At 71.8% G+C, this 17988-nt stretch carries 11 protein-coding genes; 7 read left to right on the top strand and 4 right to left on the bottom strand.

Features of this window, described 5'->3' with window-relative positions; all coding sequences use genetic code 11:
- Nucleotides 1-32 precede the first annotated feature (32 nt).
- Complete coding sequence (locus tag E1295_RS27235) at nucleotides 33-596, bottom strand: thioredoxin family protein (RefSeq protein WP_132634042.1); 564 nt, start codon at nucleotides 594-596, stop codon at nucleotides 33-35.
- A 53-nt stretch (nucleotides 597-649) separates the two neighbouring features.
- On the opposite strand from E1295_RS27235, the gene E1295_RS27230 reads away from it, so the two are divergent.
- Complete coding sequence (locus tag E1295_RS27230) at nucleotides 650-1021, top strand: VOC family protein (RefSeq protein WP_132634040.1); 372 nt, start codon at nucleotides 650-652, stop codon at nucleotides 1019-1021.
- Nucleotides 1022-1133: 112 nt separating this feature from the next.
- On the opposite strand, the gene E1295_RS27225 is transcribed toward E1295_RS27230, so the two are convergent.
- Together E1295_RS27225 and E1295_RS27220 are read right to left on the bottom strand one after the other, a co-directional pair.
- A complete protein-coding gene (locus tag E1295_RS27225; protein WP_166427434.1) occupies nucleotides 1134-4187 on the bottom strand; it encodes a glycoside hydrolase family 3 N-terminal domain-containing protein in 3054 nt (1017 codons plus the stop codon).
- Between the two features lie 575 nt (nucleotides 4188-4762).
- Nucleotides 4763-7252 (bottom strand): DNA gyrase/topoisomerase IV subunit A, encoded by a 2490-nt coding sequence (locus E1295_RS27220; protein WP_132634080.1) that lies wholly within the window; start codon nucleotides 7250-7252, stop codon nucleotides 4763-4765.
- 493 nt (nucleotides 7253-7745) lie between these two features.
- Between E1295_RS27220 and E1295_RS27215 the strand changes: the two genes are divergently transcribed.
- Nucleotides 7746-8567: a TauD/TfdA dioxygenase family protein gene (locus tag E1295_RS27215; RefSeq protein ID WP_132634038.1), complete on the top strand. Its 822-nt coding sequence runs from the start codon at nucleotides 7746-7748 to the stop codon at nucleotides 8565-8567.
- Between the two features lie 112 nt (nucleotides 8568-8679).
- Nucleotides 8680-10797, top strand: coding sequence for a RecQ family ATP-dependent DNA helicase (locus E1295_RS27210; RefSeq protein ID WP_246080400.1), 2118 nt, complete (start codon nucleotides 8680-8682; stop codon nucleotides 10795-10797).
- Nucleotides 10798-11035: 238 nt separating this feature from the next.
- Here E1295_RS27210 and E1295_RS27205 read toward each other — a convergent pair whose 3' ends face one another.
- A complete protein-coding gene (locus E1295_RS27205) occupies nucleotides 11036-11929 on the bottom strand; it encodes a carbohydrate kinase family protein (protein ID WP_132337618.1) in 894 nt (297 codons plus the stop codon).
- A 169-nt stretch (nucleotides 11930-12098) separates the two neighbouring features.
- On the opposite strand from E1295_RS27205, the gene E1295_RS27200 reads away from it, so the two are divergent.
- From E1295_RS27200 to E1295_RS27185, 4 genes are all read left to right on the top strand, one after another.
- A complete protein-coding gene (locus E1295_RS27200; RefSeq protein WP_246080398.1) occupies nucleotides 12099-14927 on the top strand; it encodes a bifunctional acetate--CoA ligase family protein/GNAT family N-acetyltransferase in 2829 nt (942 codons plus the stop codon).
- A 114-nt stretch (nucleotides 14928-15041) separates the two neighbouring features.
- Complete coding sequence (locus E1295_RS27195) at nucleotides 15042-15632, top strand: DUF5998 family protein (RefSeq protein WP_132337616.1); 591 nt, start codon at nucleotides 15042-15044, stop codon at nucleotides 15630-15632.
- 383 nt (nucleotides 15633-16015) lie between these two features.
- Nucleotides 16016-17122: an alkaline phosphatase family protein gene (locus tag E1295_RS27190; protein ID WP_132634036.1), complete on the top strand. Its 1107-nt coding sequence runs from the start codon at nucleotides 16016-16018 to the stop codon at nucleotides 17120-17122.
- On the top strand, nucleotides 17119-17943 hold the full coding sequence (locus E1295_RS27185) for a sulfurtransferase (RefSeq protein ID WP_132634034.1): 825 nt from the start codon (nucleotides 17119-17121) through the stop codon (nucleotides 17941-17943). The genes E1295_RS27190 and E1295_RS27185 overlap by 4 nt, the downstream gene beginning before the upstream one ends.
- Nucleotides 17944-17988: the final 45 nt, after the last annotated feature.

Genomic DNA, 17988 nt, shown 5'->3' with positions numbered 1-17988 from the left:
ACGCCCGCGCCCGGGAGGGGGACGAGTGACTTTCAGACGGGGGCGTTGCCCGGCTTCCACTTGATGCCGCATCCGAGTGACGGGCGCTGCTCCTCCGGTACGGGGTCGCCCGCCAGCACGGCGTCGACGGCCGCCCGCAGGGACGCGCCGGTCACCGGCTCGGCGTTGCCCGGCCGGGAGCCGTCGAACTCGCCGCGGTAGGCGAGGCGCAGCTCCGCGTCATACAGGAAGAAGTCGGGTGTGCACGCCGCCCGGTAGGCCTTGGCCACCTCCTGGGTCTCGTCCAGGAGGTAGGGGAACGTGAACCCGGCCCGCTCCGCCTGCTCCGCCAGGTGTGTCGGGTCGTCGTCCGGGTAGTTCACGCTGTCGTTGCTGGAGATGGCGACGATCGACAGTCTCGCGCCGTAGTCGGCGGCCAGGGCGCCGATGCCGTGCTCGATGTGCCGTACGTAAGGGCAGTGGTTGGACAGGAAGATCACGAGCGTGGCGGGTGAGCCTTTGAGGTCTTTCAGAGAGACGCTGCCGCCATCGATGGCGGTCAGGTCGAAGGCCGGCGCGGGAGTGCCGAGCGGAACCATGAACGAGTTGGCAGCCATGGCACCATTCTTGTCTCCGATCGGCCATGCAAAACGGCCGGGAAGGTGAATTGATGAGCGGCATCGCGCAGTTCCGGACCATCGTGTTCGATTGCCCCGACCCCCAAGGACTTGCGCAGTTCTACTCGAACCTCCTCGGGTGGCCGATCACGTCCTCCGCGGAGGACTGGGTGGTGGTCAGCGACGGCGGGCCGCCCAGGCGGCTGGCCTTCCAGCTCGCCCCCGACCACCAGCCGCCCGCCTGGCCCGACCCGCACCACCCGCAGCAGATCCACCTCGACCTCGACACGGACGACATGGACGAGGCCGAGGCACAGGCCGTCAAGATCGGGGCGCGCAAGCACGAGCACCAGCCGTGCGAGGAGGACAGCTTCCGGGTGTTCCTCGACCCGGCCGGGCATCCGTTCTGCCTGTGCAGGCCCTGAACGACGCTCCCGGTCCAGCGACCCCGGCCCAGGTCATGGGGACTGCTCCCCGGGCCGGGCCGCCGGGCCCGGGCGGGGGACCGGCCCCGCCACACCGGGGCCGGTCCCCACGTCAGCGGATCGACCGGGCCAGCAGGTCCACCGCCTTCCGGTACGCTCCCGCGGCCAGCTCGTGGTCGGCCGCCGCCTGCAGGTCGGGCCGCTTGCCCGCGTGCTGCGCGACGTCCCTGGCGACCGACACGAGCGCGTCGGCCTCGGCGTACGAGACGCTGCGTGAACGTTCGAGCAGCGCCGCGGCCGCTTCGAGCGCGCCCAGGACCACCCGTGTGTCGCGGACGGCGCCGTCGGCGTGCCAGTGGCGGCCCGGCAGGGCGGCCGTCAGCAGCAGGGCCGCGGCCTTCGAGCGGGCGTCACCGCGGGCCAGCTCGCGCTGTACGGCCTTGAGCCGGTCGCGGGCACGGTCGGTGCGCAGTCCCCACCCGTACGGGAACAGCGGGTCGTAGGCGGCGTCGCCCACGTTGATCGGCAGCTGCTCCATCGAACGGAACCATGTGAAGGGCAGCCGCCCCGTGTACGGCACCGCACCGAACAGGGGGTCGGCCACCCCGTCGCCCTCGGTGCCGGGCAGCCAGGACGCGACCACGGCCTCGACGCCCGACAGGTCGCCGACCAGCATCGGACGCCCGGAAACCACCAGGACGGCGCACTTCATCGCCCCGCACACCCGGTCGACGGCTGCCCGGTCGGCCGGGGACAGCTCCAGCGTGCGGCCCGCGCGTCCCACGTCGCCCTGGCCCTCGGCGTACGGCGTCTCACCCACCACCACGACGCCCACGTCGTGTCCCGCCAGGCCGGCGGAGGCGTCCCGCGAGTACGTCACGGACCCGGCGCGTGACCGGACCGCCTGCAGGATCGTGGTGCCGGTGGTGATCGGACCGGACGAACCCTGCCAGCTGATCGTCCAGCCGCCCGACTGGTTGCCGATGTCGTCGGCGTTCGAGCCGGCCACGTACACCTTGGCGCCGCGCCGCAGCGGCAGCAGGCCGCCCTCGTTCTTCAGCAGCACCTGCGACTTCGCCGCCGCCGTACGGGCGACCGCGCGGTGCGCCGCCGAGCCCACGTCGCCGAGACGGGAGCGGTCGGCGTACGGACGCTCGAACAACCCCAGCCGGAACTTCTGCGTCAGGATCCTCGCGACCGCGTCGTCCACCCGCGACATCGGCACCCGGCCGGCCTCGACCTCGGCCTTGAGCGCGCCGGTGAACTCCTGGTAGGCGTACGGGACCATGATCATGTCCAGCCCGGCGTTGACCGACGTGCGCACGTCGCTCGGGTAGTCGCCGGGGATCTGGTCGATGGCCTGCCAGTCGCTGACCACGAACCCCTTGAACCCGAGCCTGCCCTTGAGCATGCCGTTGATCAGCTCGTCGTGGGCGTGCATCTTCAGCGGTCCGTCGCCGAAGTCCACGCTGGAGAACGACGGCATCACGGTGGCCACGCCGCGCTCGACCGCCTCGGCGAACGGCGCCAGGTGGAGCGCCGTCAGCTCCCCGCGGCTGGTCCGGGTGACGCCCTGGTCGATGGTGTAGTCGCCGGTGGACGACGAGCCGTACGCGGTGCCGCCGTCGCCCACGTAGTGCTTGGCCGTGGCCAGCACCCCGTTGTCCTGCAGCCCGTCGATGACGGTGGCCATCCGCGTCACCAGGGCAGGGTCCTCGCCGAACGACTCGTACGCCCGGCCCCACCGGTCGTCGCGGGAGACGCACAGGCAGGGGGCGAAGTTCCACGGGATGCCGGTGGCCTTGACCTCCCTGGCGGTGACCTTGCCCGTCCGCTCGACGAGCTCCGGGTCGCGGGCGGCGCCCAGGCCGACGTTGTGAGGGAAGATCGTCGCGCCGACCACGTTGTTGTGCCCGTGCACCGCGTCGACGCCGTAGATCAGCGGCACCTGCAGGCGGGTCTGCCGGGCCTGGAGCTGGAAGGCGTCGATCATGTCGGCCCACCCCTCCGGCGTGTTCGTGGCGGGCGACGACCCGCCGCCCGACAGGAGCGAGCCCAGCCGGTACGCGGCGATGTCGCTCTGCTTGGCCAGCGCGCCGCGCTCGGCCTGCGTCATCTGACCGACCTTCTCCTCCAGCGTCATCCTGCCGAGCAGGTCGGAGACGCGATCCTTGACGGGTTTGCGGGCGTTCAGGTACGGCAGGTCGTGCGCGTTGATGACGATGACCGGCGGCTCGGCCGGTGGCCGCGTGCCCGTGCCCGACAACTCGATCGGGATGGTCTCCGCCACCTCGCTGCGCCGGTCCTTGCCGAGCTCGACGGTGAACGATCGCGCCGAGCCCGAGGCGGTGCCTGCGGGGAACGTCAGCGTGCCCTGGGCCGGCCTGTAGTCGTCTCCGGGGGTCGCGGTGCCCGTACCGGTCCGGTAGTCCACGGCCAGGTCGCCGGGGAGCGGTTCTCCGGTGGCTGTGGTGATCGTGACGCTGACCCGTACCCTGTCCTTCTCGTCCGCCGGGTAGACGGGCCGGTCCGTGGACAGCCGCACGGGGCGCGGGGGAGCGGTCCCGTACACCTGCACCTCGTCCCAGCGCAGGGTGCCCTGCGCGGTGGGCAGGCGCATCCCGTAGCCCCACATGGCGACCAGGTCCAGCTCGCCGTCGGTCGGGGCGCCGCCCGGCTGGTAGTCGGCGCGGCGGGTGAAGCTCTCGAACGGCACCTTCACCTGCCGCCAGCCCGCCGTGTCGTCGGTGAACGACGACTCGAACAGTTCAGAGGTGCCCGGTCCGCCGCCGCCGTCCTTGAGCTCGAAGAAGATCTTCTGGCCGGAGCCGGTGCCGTTCACCCAGAAGGAGAAGCCCTCGTACGCGGACCAGTCCTGGGTGGCGGCCAGGTCGTGGGACCAGCCGCCCCACTGGCTGACGTCGTAGACCGAGGTGAGTACCCGGTTCGTGGCGGGGGCCTCCGGCCGGGTGGCGTCGGGCTCGACGGTGAGCGCCGGGGTCGACGCCGCGTCGTTGCCCCAGGCGTACACGCCGTCGGGCACGCCGTCCGACTCGAAGTCGGTGACGGTGAGCGGCTCGGCGGCGGCCGCGGCGGGTGGGGCGACGATGAGCGAGCCGGCCAGGGCGAGGGCGGCCGCCCATAACGGGGGTCGGGATGGGAACACGGGAGCCTCCAGTCGAAGGTGTGAGAGAGCGCTCTCTCAGACCATCGGAGGCCAGGCCCATTTCATAACATCCACCCACTCGGCCTCGTGAGTTTCGAGTGCGATCCCCGGCCCGTCGACACCCGACCTTCGCCAGCCGCTTCATCCGGCGTCGCGTCTCAGGAACCGCGTACCGTATGGTGCGACATCTCGCGAGCCACTCGGTCGTCGCACTCAACGACCGCCCGGGCGGCGGGGCTCCAAGCGTCCGCAGTACGCCGGCTCGGCGGTGACCACGGCCACGCCTGCGCGAAAGACCGGCCGATCGCCGGGTTGGTCCCGTTGAGCCTGCGCGACGCTGCCCTAGCGACGGGCTCGTCCTTCGCACCTGCGGAGCCGTCGGCGTCGGGACGGCCCGCACCGCCTACCTCCGGCACCGCGAGACCGGCCGCACCGCCCGCCTCCGGCACCGCGGGACGGGGCGCACCGCCCGCCTCCGGCACGCGGCCTCAGGCACGCCCCCACCCTGCGGTGTCGGCGCGGTGTCCCCGGCAGCTCGAGGGTGCCGGGGAGCGTGCAGGGTCGTGCGCCACGGGTCACTCCTCCGGAGGCGTTTCCTCGTCGGCCGGGGCGCCTGGGCCGGAGGCGAGGGCGCCGCCGATGGCGCCGATCGTGTGGGTGAGGCGCACGCCGGAGCCGTCTCGCCGGCCCACTTCTTCAGGCAGCGGCACCGGCTTGCCCACCGTGGAGACCGCTTTGGCGGGAGCCGGTCCGGCCCAGGCCAGCAGGAGTTCGTCCTCGCCCTTCAGGAAGCGCTGGGCCCGGACGCCGCCCGTGGCCCGGCCCTTGGCGGGGAACTCGGCGTAGTCGGACACCTTGCCGCCGCCCACCTGCGTGCCGGGCAGCGCCGTGGAGGAGCCGGCGATCGTGACCACGTGGCCGGGACGTTCCGGGTCGACGGCGCCGAACCAGATCACCCGAGCGTCACCGTCGAGGCGGATGCCCGCCATGCCTCCCGCGGGACGCCCCTGCGGGCGCACCACCGCGGCGGAGTAGCGCAGCAACTGGGCGTCGGAGGAGATGAACACCAGGTCGTGGCTCTCCGACACCAGCTCGACGGCGCCCACCACGCGGTCGCCCTCCTTGAGGGTGATGACCTCGAAGTCGTCGCGGTTGGCCGGATAGTCGGGCACCACCCGTTTGACCACGCCCTGCGCCGTGCCCAGCGCCAGTCCGGGGCCGTCGGGGTCGAGGGCGCCGAGCCCGACGACCTTCTCGTCGGGCTCGAGTGAGACGTATTCGGAGACGGGATGGCCGCCCGACAACGACGGCGGGTTGGCCGAGGGCGGCAGCGTCGGCAGGTCGACGACCTGGACGCGGATCAGCCGGCCGTGCGAGGTGACCACGCCCACCTCACCGCGTACGGAGGTGCGTACGACGGAGACCAGCACGTCGTGCGCGGTGCGCTCGCCCTCGCCCGCCAGCGGCGAGGCGTCGGCGGTGCGGGCCAGCAGGCCGGTCGAGGACAGCAGCGCCAGGCACGGGTCGTCGGCCACCTGGAGCGACTGGATCGGGGTGCGGGCGACGCCCGGCGCCTCCAGCAGCACGGTCCTGCGCGGCGTGCCGTAGCGCTTGGCCACGTCGGCCAGCTCGCCCGAGACCACCTGCCGGAGCCTGGCCGGCGAGGAGAGGATCTCAGTCAGCGCGGCGATCTCGTCGCTCAGCGTCTGCTTCTCGCGGTCGAGCTCCAGCTTGTCGTACTTGGTCAGCCGGCGCAGCGGCGTGTCGAGGATGTAGGCGGCCTGGATCTCGGACAGCTCGAAGACGTCCATCAGGCGGGTGCGCGCCTGGGCGGAGTCGTCGGAGGAACGGATGACCTGGATGACCTCGTCGATGTTGAGCAGCGCGATGATGAGGCCGTCGACCAGGTGCAGGCGTTCCTGACGCTTGCGGCGGCGGAACTCGGACCTGCGGCGGACGACCTCGATGCGGTGGTCGACGTAGACCTGGAGCATCTCGCGCAGCCCGAGCGTGCGGGGCTCGCCGTCGACCAGCGCGACGTTGTTGATGCCGAAGGTCTCCTCCATCGGTGTCAGCCGGTAGAGCTCCTCCAGCACGGCCTCGGGGATGAAGCCGTTCTTGATCTCGATGACCAGACGCAGGCCCTTGTGCCGGTCGGTGAGGTCTTTGAGGTCGGCGATGCCCTGCAGCTTCTTGCTGGTCACCAGCTCTTTGATCTTGGAGACCACGCGCTCGGGGCCGACGTTGTAGGGGAGCTCGGTGACGACGATGCCCTTGCGCCGCGGGGTGATCTGCTCGACCGCGCACGTGGCGCGCATGCGGAACGTGCCACGCCCGCTCTCGTAGGCGTCGCGCACCCCCTGCAGCCCGATGATCGAACCACCGGTCGGCAGGTCAGGCCCCGGCACGTATTTCATCAGCTCGTCGAGCGTCGCCTCGGGCTTCTTGATCAGGTGGCGGGCGGCGGCCACGACCTCGGTGAGGTTGTGCGGGGCCATGTTGGTGGCCATGCCGACCGCGATGCCGCTCGTGCCGTTGACCAGCAGATTGGGGAAGGCCGACGGCATGACCGTGGGCTCGGTCTCCTGGCCGTCGTAGTTGGGCTTGAAGTCGACGGTGTCCTCGTCGAGCGACTCGACCATGAGCATCGCGCCCGGGGCCAGCCTGGCCTCGGTGTAACGCATGGCGGCGGGCGAGTCGTCGGGGGAGCCGAAGTTGCCGTGCCCGTCGACGAGCGGCAGGCGCATGGAGAACGGCTGCGCCAGCCGGACGAGCGCGTCGTAGATGGCGCTGTCGCCGTGGGGGTGCAGCTTGCCCATGACGTCGCCGACGACGCGGGAGGACTTGACGTGGCCGCGGTCAGGGCGCAGGCCCATCTCGCTCATCGAGTAGAGGATGCGCCGCTGCACCGGCTTGAGGCCGTCACGGGCGTCGGGCAGGGCGCGCTGGTAGATCACCGAGTAGGCGTATTCGAGGTAGCTCGTGCGCATCTCGGAGGAGACGTCGATGTCGACGATCCGCTCCTCGAAGTCCTCGGGTGGGGGTGCAGTCGTGCGTCGGGCCATCATGTGCTGCGCGGCTGCCTCGGTCGTCGCGCCGAGGGGAAGCGCATCCTCCTTCTGTCCTTGTGCGGTAACCGTAACCCTCAGCCCGGCGAAGCGGCGTCAGGTCGGCGGGTGGGGCGTCGACGTAAGCTCTCCCGGTCGCGGCGCGATGGCGGCCGAAGGCGCGTGCGGGCACGAGACCGGTGCGGGTGCGACGTTTTCGCCCCTGGAGATGATGGCACGAGCCAGGCGCCCTGTGACGTATCCATGGCGTTGCTCATGCCTGCGCAGGCCCGTGGCGGGGCCGCGCGGGCGGGGGCCGCTGCCGTCAAGACGCCTCCTCCGTGATGATCCGGTGCCGGGGAGTGTGCGGTGCGCGCCTCTCCGGCGTCAAGATGATACGCGATCCGAGCCACTTCTCGTAAACATGTTCGATCGTACGCGATTCTTGACCAAGCAATTGCTTGGGTGTTACGTTCCGGACACGAGGATCCCCGTCGTCTTCGGAGGCGTCATGATCGAGTTTCACCCCGTGACGAAGCACATCGGCGCCGAGGTCACCGGGGTCGATCTGCGTAAGCCGCTCTCCCCGGAAGAGGTCACGACCCTGCGCCAGGGCTGGCTCAGGCACCTCGTGCTGTTCTTCCGCGACCAGCACATCGACGACGAGCAGCACCTCCAGTTCGCCCTCAACTTCGGCACGCTCAACCACCCCGCCTTCAAGAAGGACGCCACCAGCCCCATCCACGTGCTCGACCAGACCTCGCCCAAGGGCGAAGGCGGCGACGAGTGGCACAGCGACAACACCTTCGAGCCGACCCCGCCGATGGGCTCGCTGCTGCGGTGCGTACAACTGCCCAGCGTGGGCGGTGACACGTGCTGGGCCAACACCTGCCTGGCGTACGAGGCCCTCTCACCATCGCTGCAGCGGTTGTGCGACGAACTGAGCGCCGTGCATGACATCACGATGTCGATGAAGAAGGCCATCTCCAAAGGGCACCCGTTCGACCTGGCCGAGATCCAGGCCAAGTGGCCGCCGATCGAGCGCCCGGTCGTCCGCGTACACGCCGAGACCGGACGCAAGGCCCTCTTCGTCAACCGCGCCTCGACCACCCGCTTGGTGGGGCTGAGCGACAGGGAGAACGAGGCGCTCCTGCCCTTCCTCATCGACCACATCCGCTCGCCCGAGTTCCAGCTGCGGCTGCGGTGGCGGCCGGGGACGCTGGCCTTCTGGGACAACCGCCCCACCCAGCACTACGCGGTCGCCGACTACACCGAACGCCGCCGCATGCACCGCGTCACCATCAACGCCTTCCCTGAGCACGCCGACGCATAGCCCTCAACGCCGGGCCACAACGGGCCGGCGATTCCTGCGGTTGCGGTGAATGCGCGGCCGATATGACGGTCGGCGGTCCATTCCGTCGTGCGGACCTGGTAACAAGGGAGGCATGATTGACGCCCCCGATGCCGGGATGCTACGGGAAGAGGCCGAGACGCGGCTGCGGGCGCTGGCGGGCGAGCACGCCGTGCTCCGCGACGACCAGTGGGCCGCCATAGAGGCGCTCGTGATCGACCGCCGCAGGGTGCTCGTCGTGCAGCGCACCGGATGGGGCAAGTCGGCGGTCTACTTCGTGGCCACCGCGCTCCTGCGCGAGCTCGGCGAGGGCCCCACCGTCATCGTCTCCCCGCTGCTGGCCCTCATGCGCAACCAGATCGCCGCCGCCGAGCGCGCCGGCATCAGGGCCGTCACGATCAACTCCGCGAACCCGGAGGCGTGGGAGGAGATCTACGGGCAGGTCGCCGACGGCATGGTCGACGTGCTGCTGGTCAGCCCCGAGCGGCTCAACAACCCCGACTTCCGCGACAACGTCCTGCCCGAGCTGGCCGAGAGCGCCGGGCTGGTCGTCGTCGACGAGGCTCACTGCATCTCCGACTGGGGCCACGACTTCAGGCCCGACTACCGCAGGCTGGCGACGTTGTTCGGCGACCTGCCGCCGGGCATCCCGGTGCTCGCCACCACCGCGACCGCCAACGCGCGCGTCACCCGCGACGTGGCCGAGCAGCTGCGTCTCCCGCCGGAGCTGCGGCCCGAGGGCGGCGACGACACGCTCGTGCTGCGCGGGCCACTGGAACGCGAGAGCCTGCACCTGAGCGTCGTACGCCTGCCGTCCGCCGAGCAGCGGCTGGCCTGGCTGGCTCAGACGCTGCGCGAGCTGCCCGGCTCCGGCATCGTCTACACCCTCACCGTGGCCGCCGCCCACGAGATCTCCGGCTACCTGCGCGAGCAGGGGCTGGAGGTGGCCGCCTACTCCGGCCAGACCGAGCCGGCCGAGCGGCTGGCGGCCGAGGACGCGCTGCTGCGCAACGAGATCAAGGCGCTGGTGGCGACGAGCGCGCTCGGGATGGGGTTCGACAAGCCCGATCTCGGGTTCGTGGTGCACGTGGGGGCGCCGCAGTCGCCCGTCGCCTACTACCAGCAGGTCGGCCGGGCCGGGCGCGGCGTCGAACGGGCCGAGGTCATCCTGCTGCCCGGCACGGAAGACCGCGACATCTGGGCCTATTTCGCGTCCCTGGCCTTTCCTCCCGAGCCCGTCGTACGCACCACCCTCCAGACCCTCGAGGAGCGCGGCGTCATGTCCACCCCCGCGCTCGAAACGGCCGTCGACCTGAGCCGGGGCCGGTTGGAGATGATGCTCAAGGTCCTCGACGTGGACGGCGCGGTACGCCGGGTCAAAGGCGGCTGGGAGGCCACCGGCCGGCCCTGGGACTACGACGCAGAGCGCTACTCCCGCATCGCGGCGGAGCGCAAGGCCGAGCAGGACGCCATGCTCGCCTACCTGACCACCTCCGAGTGCCGGGAGCAGTTCCTGCGCAGGCACCTCGACGACGAGACGGCCACGCCGTGCGGCCGCTGCGACAACTGCAGCGGCACACACCGCTCGACGGAGATCGGCACGCAGGCCGTCGAGGGCGCCCGCGAGCGGCTGAGCAGGCCCGGCGTCGAGATCCTGGCCCGCAGGCAGTGGCCGACCGGCCTGCCCGACCTGTCCGGACGCATCAAGGCCGAACTCGGCGCGGAGCCCGGCAGGGCGCTGGGGCGGCTGACCGACATCGGGTGGGGCAACCGGCTGCGCGAGATGTTCAACGCCGGCGACGGGCCGATGGCCGACGACATGTTCGCGGCCGTGGTGAAGGTGTTGTCCGCGTGGGACTGGCGCGAGCGCCCGGTGGCCGTGGTGAACGTGCCGTCCGCGACGCGGCCCAAGCTGGTGCGCACGTTCGCCGAGCGCCTGGCCCAGGTCGGGCGGCTGACATACCTGGGAGAGCTGGGCTACCGCGCGGGCTCGCCCGGTCAGCAGTTCAACAGCGCCAAACGGGTGCAGGCCATCAGGGGCACGCTCGCCATGCCGAAGGACGTGGGCGCCGCGATCGCGCAGTGCGGCGGCCCGGTCCTGCTCATCGACGACCGCGTCGACACGGGGTGGACGATGACGCTGGGCGCGGCCATGGTTCGCCACGCCGGGGCCCCCGCCGTGCTCCCGCTCGCGCTGGCCACCACGTCCTGAGGGACGCCGCCCCGGCCGCCCTCGCTGAGCAGCCCGGTACGAGCCGGCCGACGGCATCCGGACGCAACGGATGCGCGCCTGGAGCGGGAGGCGATTCCGGCACCAGGGCCACCGGTGTGCCCCCTCGGCGTCGAGCCGGTGGTCCGCCCAGACGTGGTTGTAAGGGGCCGGGCATCCGGCAGCCGGCGAAAACCCGCGATCAGCGACGGGCATGCGGGTGAACGTGCCTGATGCGGCACTAGAACGGGGGACGTGCTCCCAGGTGCACGATGGCCTTGGCCGCCAGGCGGCAGCCCGACGCCAGCGCCTCCGCAGGCGGCTTGCCTTCGAGCCACGGCGGCAGGAACCCGGCGGAGAACGCGTCACCCGCGCCCGTGCCGTCGACGATCTTGTCGACGGGCTCGGCGGCGACCCGGACCGGATCGGGGCGGCCGTTGGTGTACCACAGTGCGCCCTCGGCGCTCATCTTGATCACGACCTGCGGGAACCACGCCGTCAGCACCTTGGCGGCGGCCTCGGGCTCGTCGCGGCCCGTCAGGACCTTGGCCTGGTCGATGTTGGCGAACAGCAGCTTGGCGCCGTTGGTCCACTCGAGGAACGGCTCGGCACCCGTGCGTTCGAGCGGCGCGGACGAGGCACAGTCGACCGAGATCGACATGCCGGTGCGCCTGGCCATGTCGAGCGCCGCCAGACCCGCGTCGCGCGAACCCTCGTTGATCAACGTGTAGCCGGAAAGATGCAGGTGGGTGCCCTGACCGAACAGGTCGCGCGGGAGGTCCTCCGGCGACAGGGCCGCGTTGGCACCCGGGTCGGACAACATCGTGCGCTCGCCCTTGTGCGTGACCAGCACCACGCAGGTGCCGGTCGGCCGCTCAGGATCCATGACCAGCCGGGCGTCGACGCCGTAGCCCATGAGCTCCATGTCACGGTTTCGCCCCGTGATGTCGGCGCCTCTGCGGCCGATGAAGGCCACCTCGGCGCCTTCGACGGCCAGCCACGAGGCGATGTTCGCCCCCGAGCCCCCGCCGTGCATGGTCACGATCGCCGGGGTGTCGCTCGCCCTGGCGAGCGCATAACGGGCGCGCGCGACCGCGTCGGTCATGAGATCGCCCACCACGACGACCCGCGTCATGATGTCACCACCTTGCTGCCTTCGGAACGAGCCTGGCCACGGCAAAACTAACAGCTTCCGGGCTGCTCGTGGGACGGACCCATCACACACGGCAGCAGTCGATGCACAAGCGTTGCCCAACTGGGGCCCCGGGTCTTGGCATGTGGGATGCGGGTTTACGCTCAGGACTGTGGAGGAACACTATCCGGCTCACTGGGAGGCGGATGTCGTCCTGGCCGACGGCGGCACCGCCCACGTCAGGCCGATCAGACCCGCCGACGCCGACCGTCTCCGTTCCTTCTACTCCCGTCTGTCCGACGAGTCCATCTATTTTCGCTTCTTCGGGCCCCGGCCGCGCCTGTCCGACAAGGAAGTCGAACGCTTCACCAACGTCGACTACGTCACCAGGGTCGCGCTGATCGCCACCATCGGCGACGAGATGGTCGCCGTGATCCGCTATGACCGCACCGGCCCGGGCGAGGCCGAGGTCGCCTTCCTCGTCGAGGACGCCCACCAGGGCAGGGGAGTGGCCTCCGTGCTGCTGGAGCACCTGGCCGCCACGGCCCGCGAACGCGGCATCGAACGCTTCGTCGCCGACGTCCTGCCCGCCAACATGCGGATGACGGGTCTGCTGCGACAGGCGGGCTACACGGCCCAGAGCCAGTTCGCCGACGGCGTCGTACGCATGACGCTCGACCTCACCCCCACCGACACCTCGGCCGAGGTGACGGCGGCCCGCGAGCACCGCGCCGAGGCCAGGTCCATCGCCAGGCTGCTCACCCCCGGCTCGGTCGCGGTCATCGGCGCGTCGCGCGAGCCGGGAGGCGTCGGCCAGAGCGTCCTGCGCAACCTGCTGGCCGCCGAGTTCACCGGCCCCGTCTATCCGGTGCACCGCGAGGTGCGGGCGGTGCACGGCGTACGCGCCTACCCGAGCGTGACGGCGATCGACGACGAGGTCGACCTGGCCGTGGTGGCCGTGCCCGCCGAGAGCGTGATCGACGTGGTCAAGGAGTGCGCGGAGAAGGGCGTGCACGGGCTGGTGGTGGTCTCGTCGGGGTTCGGTGAGACGGGCCCGCGGGGCCGCGCCAGGCAGGACGAACTGGCGCGCATGGCCCGCTCCTACGGCCTGCGCGTCGTCGGCCCCAACTGCCTCGGCATCGCCAACACCGACCCGGCCGTCAAGCTCAACGCCACCCTCGCACCCACCGTGCCCGGCCGGGGCGAGGTGGGGTTCTTCAGCCAGTCGGGAGCGCTCGGCACCGCGCTGCTCCAGCGGGTGGCGCAGCGCGGCATGGGCATCTCGTCGTTCGTCTCCGCGGGAAACCGGGCCGACGTGTCGGGCAACGACCTGCTGCAATATTGGGAGGAAGACGACTCCACCGATGTGATCCTGCTTTATCTGGAGTCGCTCGGTAATCCGCGCAAGTTCACCCGGCTGGCCCGGCGCATCGCCCGCCGCAAGCCCATCGTGGTGGTCAAGAGCGGCGGCACTCCCGCGGGACACTCGGCGCAGGAGCTCGGGCTGTCCGACCCGGCGATCAGCTCGCTGTTCGAGCAGGCGGGGCTGATCAGGGTCGACGATCTCATCCAGCTGTTCGACGTGGGACAGGTGCTGGCCTACCAGCCGCTGCCCGCCGGTCCCAGGGTCGCGCTCGTGACCAACTCCGACGCGCTCGGCCTGCTCGCCGCCGACGCCTGCCTCGCCGCGGGGCTCGAGCCCCGCCCGCCCGTCAACGTCGGTCCCGCCGCGGGTCCGCCGGAGTTCGGCACGGCCCTCGCCGGCGAACTGGCCTCCCCCGACGTGGACGCCGCCGTCGTGATCGACATGCCGCCCGTCCCGGGCGCGTCCGACGAGGTGGCCGCCGAGCTGCTGCGCGTCTCCAAGGACGTCGCCAAGCCGGTGGTGGCCACGTTCCACGGGCATCTCGGCATGCACCCCGCGCTGCGCGCCGGGACCGGCTCCGACGCGACGCCCGGACGGGGCTCCATCCCCTCGTACGCGGCGCCCGAGGAGGCGGTGCGGGCGCTGGCGCACGTGGTGCGGTACGCGAGATGGCGGGCACATCCGGCGGTCCCGCCACCGGAACTCGACGACATCGACACCGCCCGCGCCCGGTCCCTGGCCCGGACCATCCTGTCCGCGACGGAGACCGGCGCCACGCCGGACGGGCCGCCCAGTGAGCCGGCCAGTGAGCCGGCCGGTGAGCCGGCCGGTGAGCCGTCCGGTGAGGCAGTGGGTGCGCCACCGGCAGAGACCCCCGCCCCCCATCCGGGGATGGCCTCCGAGACGCCGGACCCGGCACCGGACACCGGGCGGCCCGGTCCGTCGGGCGTGTTCGCCGAACCGGGGCCGCCCGTCGAGCTCGACGCCACCGAACTGCTGTCCTGCTACGGCCTGACCGTGTGGCCCGCCGAGGTGGTGCGTTCGCCCGACGAGGCCGTGGCGGCGGCCGGACGACTGGGCTGGCCCGTGGTGGTCAAGGTCGCCGATCCCGGTGCGTCACGCAGGGCCGGGACGGTACGCCTGGGGCTGACGGGCCCGGAGCTGGTCCGCAACGCCTACACGGAGTTCGCCGAGCAACTGGGCGAAGGGGCGGAGCTCGCGGTCCAGCGGATGGCTCCGCAGCCCGCCGTGCCGACCGTCGTGGGCGTCGTCGACGATCCCGCGTTCGGGCCGGTCGTGTCGTTCGGGCTGGGCGAGGTGACCGCCCGGCTGCTGCAGGACCAGGGCTTCCGCCTGGCGCCGCTCACCGGCGAGGACGCCGCCTCCCTGGTGCGGTCCGTACGCGCGGCGCCGCTCCTGTTCGGCCAGTACGGCTACCCGCCCGTGGCGGTCGACGCCCTGGAAGACCTGCTCGTACGCGTCGGCCGGCTGGCCAACGACCTGCCCGAGCTGGCCCGGCTGGACCTCGACCAGGTGCTCGTCGGGGAGTCGCACGTCATGATCCTCGGAGCCCGCGCCACCCTGCGCACCCCGGCGGGGCCGCGTCTGGACGGCGGACCGCGCCGGCTGTCCTGATGCGCCTTGAGCGAATGCGGAGAACACAGCGCCCGATGTTGCCTGAATACAGACCGTTATAGAGCGTTATATCCGGCGGGTGAGTGCACTGCCCGGTCCTGGCAGGATGGACCCATGAGGGAAACCCGAGTCTCCGCCGCGGGCCTGCGCGAAGCGATCGAGCGCAGCGGCTATTATCCCGACCTCGTCACCGACGCGGTTCAGTCCGCGCTGGGCAAGGAGGTCGTGACCGCGTTCGTGGTGCACCACGAGGCGACCTTCGATCCCGCCATGGAAGTGCGCAGGCACGTCACGGTCCTGGTGCTGACGACGACGCGGCTGCTGGTCTGCCACACCGACGAGCACCCGGCGGTGGAGGGCGTCTCCGCGTCCCACGCCTCCACCACCACTGAGGCCGTGCGCCTGAGCCGGGTCCAGTCGGTGGCCGTCACCCGCGTGGTGCCCGACCCCGCCGCCTACGCTCCCGGTGTCCCGCCCACGGAAGTGACCCTCACGATCGGCTGGGGCGCCATCTCCCACGTCGACCTCGAGCCGGCGACGTGCGGCGACGAGAACTGCGAGGCCGACCACGGCTACACCGGCGCGATCACCGCCGACGACCTCTCGCTGCGGGTCAGCGAGGCGGCCGACGGCCCCGAGGCGGTCTCCCACGTCCTCGCGTTCGCCAAGTCCCTCTCCGAGGCCACCGCCCACGCCACCACCTGACGTCAACGCCGCCACCGGACACCCCGCCCCCCTCAACGCCGGTGCACTCCATCCCGGTGCGGAACACAGCACAGAACCCCGGGCACCGCCCGACGGGACCTGGCTCCCACCCCGGCATACAGAGCAACGATCCCTCACGAACACACGGCCGACGACGCGCCTCGACAGGCCCACCGGCCGCGGATCAGCCGTAGAACCCGGCCCACAGGACGCTCGTAACGGCGCGTGCCCCGTGAGCCTTCACGACCGGCCATGACAGGGGGATCCGGCGTCGGCGCGTGCGGGCAAGCCGGCTTGCCGTAACAGATGAAAACCAGAATGCTCATGACGGCGAGTGAGCCCACGACCGGCCATGAGAAACGGATCGGCGTTAGGGTGGGCGCATGGTGCCGGGGTATGGCGGTGGGGCGCTGGCGGATCTGCCGGATTCGTTGCTGGCCGTGTTGGGCATGCGCGCGCCGAACACGCTCGCCCTGGAGCCCGCGGAGCGCGTCTGCCTGTTCCTGGTCGACGGCCTGGGTGCCGAGTTGCTGCGCGCCCACGCCGATGCCGCCCCGTTCCTGGCGGGCCTGCGCGGCAGGACGCTCACCGCGGGGTTCCCCACCACGACCGTGACGAGCCTGTGCTCGCTGGGCACGGGGCTGACGCCGGGCGAGCACGGCATGCTCGGCCTGACGCTGGCCGTGCCGGGCGCCGGGCACCTGTTCAACTGCCTGCGCTGGACGTTGCCCGACGGCCGGACGATGGACCCGTACGCGTGGCAGCCCGCCGAGACCGTCTACGAGCGCGCCACCCGCGCCGGCATCGACTCCGTCTACGTCGCGCCCGCGGAGTTCGAGGGCACGGGGCTGACCACGGCCGTCTACCGCGGCGTCCGCTATGCCGCCGCCGAGAGCGCCGACGAGCGCGTCGCCCGCGTGCACGAGGCGATGCGGCGGCGTCCCGCCCACGTCACCGTCTATTACGGCGATCTCGACGCGGCCGGCCACATGAAGGGCTGGGGCAGTGAGGAGTGGCTGCACCAGCTCGGCGTCGTCGACGGCATGGCCCAGCGCATCGCCGAGGGGCTGCCGCCCGGGTCCGCCTTCTACGTCACCGCCGACCACGGCATGGTCAACGCCGGTGAGAAGGTCGACGCGGAGAGCGTCCCCGAGCTGACGGAGGGGGTGGCGATGCTCGGCGGCGAGGCCAGGGCCAGGCACGTCTACGCCGAGCCGGGCGCGGCCGGTCAGGTGCTGGAGGCGTGGCGCGGGATCTTCGAGGGGAAGGCCTGGGTAGCCTCGAGGGAGGAGGCGGTCGAGTCGGGCTGGTTCGGGCCCCGCGTGCGTGACGCGTGGCTGGAGCGCATCGGCGACGTCGTGGCCGTCCCCCACACCGACCTGGCCATCACCGCCCCGTCGAACCATCCGGTCGAGGCGATCTTCACCGGTTACCACGGTTCGCTGACGGCGGCCGAGCTGAACGTCCCGCTCCTGGAGGTACGTACGTGACGAGCCCGCTCATCACACCCGCCGGACTCGCCGCGCTCGACGGCGTGACGGTGCTCGACGTCCGCTGGCGGCTCGGCGGCCCGCCAGGAGAAGCGCTCTATCGCGAGGGGCACATCCCGGACGCCGTCTACTGCGACCTCGACTCCGATCTCGCGGCGCCTCCCGGCGACGGCGGCCGGCATCCGCTGCCGGAGCCCGCCGCGTTCCAGGACGCCATGCGCCGGCTCGGCGTGTCGGACCATCGGCCGGTCGTGGTCTATGACGACGCGGGTTCCACGGTGGCGGCCAGGGCGTGGTGGGCGCTGCGCTACTTCGGCCACCGGGACGTCCGCGTGCTCGACGGCGGGTTCGCCGCGTGGACCGGTGCCGGGCTGCCGGCCACGAAGGAGGCCCCGGGTTCCGTCACCCCCGGCGACTTCACGGCGCGGCCGGGCGGGATGCCGATGCTGACGGCCGGCGACGCGGCCGCGCTGGCCGCGAAGGGCGTGCTGCTCGACGCCCGGGCCGCCGAACGTTACCGGGGCGAGGTGGAGCCGGTCGACCCCGTGGCGGGGCACATCCCCGGAGCCGTCAACGCGCCCACGACCGAGAACGTGGGCCCTGACGGCAGGTTCCTCGCCGCTGACACGCTGCGGGCGCGCTTCGCCGCTCTCGGGATCGACGCAGGGGCGCAGCCGGGCGCCTACTGCGGATCCGGCGTGACGGCCGCCCATGAGGTGCTGGCGCTCGAGGTGGCGGGCCTGCCCACGGCCGCGCTGTATGTCGGCTCCTGGTCCGGCTGGGTCGCCGACCCCTCAAGGCCCGTGGCGACCGGCCCCTGACGCGGGAACCAGCACAGCCCCCGCCCTGGGGACCAGCACAAACCC

It is taken from the genome of Nonomuraea mesophila, assembly GCF_004352805.1.
Lineage (GTDB): Bacteria > Actinomycetota > Actinomycetes > Streptosporangiales > Streptosporangiaceae > Nonomuraea > Nonomuraea longispora.
This window is presented reverse-complemented; position numbering and strand designations above follow the sequence as displayed.